Genomic DNA, 2,593 nt, shown 5'->3' with positions numbered 1-2,593 from the left:
CGCTTCGGCGGCCTGCTTCCGAAAATCCGCCAGTGTCGGATTGTCCTCGGTCTTGCTCCGAGGATCCGCCACTGCCCAGCGCTTCCGTGACGGCGAACTGCCGAAGCCCTTCGGCATCCCAGTAGCTCAGTCGCCCTTCACTTCACGTTGACCGGCTGGCGCAGCGTGTCACGCACCTCCGCCAGGGTGCCACGAACGACCCCCACGGGGCTGGCGGCGGCAATAGGGCAGTAGATGGCCTTGGCGTGCCGCAGACACCTGTCGGTTCTCTGGAATAGGGTTTGCCGCATGCGTGAGGTGTTCGATGTGCTGTGGGACGCCCTGTCCCTCAACCCGGCCCTGTTCCAACTGGTGGGGGCCGACCCGTGGGCGAAGCTGTGGCCCGCGATCGGCGTGGCGCTGCTTGCCGCCCTATCCACCATGGCGGGGCACGTCGCGATCCTGAAGCTCAATCACATCTCGGGCCTCCGGCTTCTGGGTGCGGTGACCTTCAGCGCCATCGCCATGGTGCTTCTGCAGACATCCCAGCTCGCCGTGACGTGGCTGGTTGCCTCCATCTCACTGCAGCGTCCGCTGCTGCTGCTGCCACTAGTGGTGGTGGGCCTCTACTCAACGGCGCCCCTGACGCTCAACTTCCTGACGGCGATCCCGCACTTCGGGATGATGCTCGGCCGGGTGTGGCAGGCGTGGAGCTATCTCATCGTCGTCGTCGGCGTCGCTTACACGTTCCACCTCGGCTTCTGGTGGGCCCTCGGCTTCACGCTGGTCGGTTGGGTGGTGATGCAACTCCTGTCGCGGCTCCTGCGTCATCCTCTCGACTGGCTGGGCTCCCGGGCCTGGACGCTGGCGACCGGTCGGCCCACCATGGTGACCTCGCGTGACATCTTGTCCGGGGCACCCATCGTGCCCGTCGTGCAACGGACGGAGGACCAGCGATGATCGTCTGGATTCTCGGCACGCTTGCCGTGGTGGCGCTGGTTTTCGTGCTTTTGTCGCCCCTAGAATCCCTGAGCTGGTGGGCCGACCGCGGCGAGCGTGAGGTCCGCCAGACCTTCGAGCTGCTGTCGAGCGACTCGCGCGACACCGTCGACTCACACCGCTTCCTGGTCTACCTCTCCGGCGTGGGAGTGCTCGGCGGCGACGAGTTGTCTGGCCGCGAACTCTCCTGGCTCGAATCGGTCGATGCCGAACTGCCGGACGTGCGCGTCGTGGCCGACGTGTTCCCGTACTCCGTCGACAACCGTGGCCTGCTGCAGCGCGCCACCGTTTGGCTGTGGGGCTTCCTCGACCGCGTCCGCCGACGCAAGTATGCGAACCCGGTGCACTTCCTGATCAACCTGCGCAACATCACGCAGGTCCTCGTGTCGTCCGACCCGCGCTACGGGCCGACGCAGAGCATCGGCCTGGCGCAGGAGATCTGGCGCTCGCTGCAGCGGCATGGCTACGTCCCCGGCAGTGGCGACCCGGTCTACCTCGTCGGCTTCTCCGGCGGCGCGCAAATGGCGCTTGGCGCCGGTTGGTTCCTCCGCGGGATCGGGGTGCCGGTGTCGCTCATCTCGATCGGCGGCATCTTCGGCGACGATCCTGGCCTCGACCGCATGGGCCACGTGTGGCACCTGACCGGTTCGAAGGACAAGATGCACTACCTCGGCGACATCGCCTTCCCGGGCCGTTGGCCCACGGCCCCGTTGTCGTCGTGGGGGAGGGCGAAGCGGGACGGTCGCATCACGGCCAAGGTGATCGGCCCCATGCAGCACGACGGGGCCAAGGCATACTTCGGTCGCCGCGCCGTCGGCCCCGACGGGCGAAACCACGCCGACATCACCCGGGACGAGGTCGTCGCGATCCTCCGTGAACCCGCTCCCGCTGCCCCGACCCTCCCGGCCGGCTGACATGCGGGTGTTCCTGGCAGAGGATCAGTACCTGCTTCGCCAAGGCCTTGAGCGCCTGCTCGCCTCCCAGGGCGTGGAGGTGGTCGGCAGCGTTGCGACGGCCGACGAGTTCCTCTCGGCGGTGGGCGAGTCCCTGACGCCCGCCCACACGGCCCGCCCGCCGATGGACCTGGCGCTGCTCGACATCCGGATGCCGCCGACGAACACCGACGAGGGGATACGGGCCGCGCTGGAGCTCCGGCGGCGGCGCCGCGGCTTCCCCGTCGTGCTGCTGAGCCAGTACGTCGAGCACGTCTACCTCGACGAGCTGCTGGGCGACGGCGCGGGGGCGATCGGCTACCTGCTCAAGGACCGGGTGTTCGACGACGTGAGCTTCGTCGAGTCCCTCCGGACGGTCGCCGGCGGGGGAACCGTCGTCGACCCCGAGGTCATCGTCACGCTGATGCAGCGCCAAGCTGCCCGCGGCCGGTTGTCGTCGCTGACCCCGCGGGAGACGGAGGTGCTGTCGCGCATGGCGCAGGGCGACGCGAACGCCTCCATCGCCGAGCGCCTGGTGATCACCGAGAAGGCGGTGCTAAAGCACATCAACGCGATCTTCTCGAAGCTCGGCCTGGCTGGTGAGGCGACCTCCGCGCGCCGCGTAATGGCGGTGCTGGCCTTCCTTCGTGGTCGCTGAGCGGGGCTCACTCGACGGGGCGTGG

The 2,593-nt window shown here is 68.3% G+C and carries 4 protein-coding genes; 3 read left to right on the top strand and 1 reads right to left on the bottom strand.

The features are described 5' to 3' along the window. Window positions 1–137 precede the first annotated feature (137 nt). On the bottom strand, window positions 138–290 hold the full coding sequence (locus BUC15_RS20150) for a hypothetical protein (protein WP_175558412.1): 153 nt from the start codon (window positions 288–290) through the stop codon (window positions 138–140). Here BUC15_RS20150 and BUC15_RS18725 point away from each other — a divergent pair. The 3 genes from BUC15_RS18725 to BUC15_RS18715 are packed head-to-tail and all read left to right on the top strand — an operon-like array spanning window position 289 to window position 2,568. After that, window positions 289–939, top strand: a complete 651-nt coding sequence (locus tag BUC15_RS18725) for a hypothetical protein (RefSeq protein WP_073191603.1) — start codon at window positions 289–291, stop codon at window positions 937–939. The genes BUC15_RS20150 and BUC15_RS18725 overlap by 2 nt on opposite strands. Next, window positions 936–1,892 (top strand): hypothetical protein, encoded by a 957-nt coding sequence (locus tag BUC15_RS18720; protein WP_073191601.1) that lies wholly within the window; start codon window positions 936–938, stop codon window positions 1,890–1,892. The genes BUC15_RS18725 and BUC15_RS18720 overlap by 4 nt, the downstream gene beginning before the upstream one ends. After that, window positions 1,852–2,568, top strand: a complete 717-nt coding sequence (locus BUC15_RS18715) for a LuxR C-terminal-related transcriptional regulator (RefSeq protein WP_425443384.1) — start codon at window positions 1,852–1,854, stop codon at window positions 2,566–2,568. The genes BUC15_RS18720 and BUC15_RS18715 overlap by 41 nt, the downstream gene beginning before the upstream one ends. The last annotated feature ends 25 nt before the right edge of the window (window positions 2,569–2,593 follow it).

This window comes from Tessaracoccus bendigoensis DSM 12906 (assembly GCF_900141915.1).
Classification (GTDB): Bacteria; Actinomycetota; Actinomycetes; order Propionibacteriales; family Propionibacteriaceae; genus Arachnia; species Arachnia bendigoensis.
Note: the sequence above shows the minus strand (reverse complement) of the source record. Positions and strands in the feature narration are given on the sequence as shown.

Coding starts and splice junctions, on each gene's coding strand:
- BUC15_RS18720 (WP_073191601.1), top strand. CDS start 936: ATGATCGTCTGGATTCTCGGCACGCTTGCCGTGGTGGCGCTGGTTTTC.
- BUC15_RS18725 (WP_073191603.1), top strand. CDS start 289: ATGCGTGAGGTGTTCGATGTGCTGTGGGACGCCCTGTCCCTCAACCCG.
- BUC15_RS20150 (WP_175558412.1), bottom strand. CDS start 290: ATGCGGCAAACCCTATTCCAGAGAACCGACAGGTGTCTGCGGCACGCC.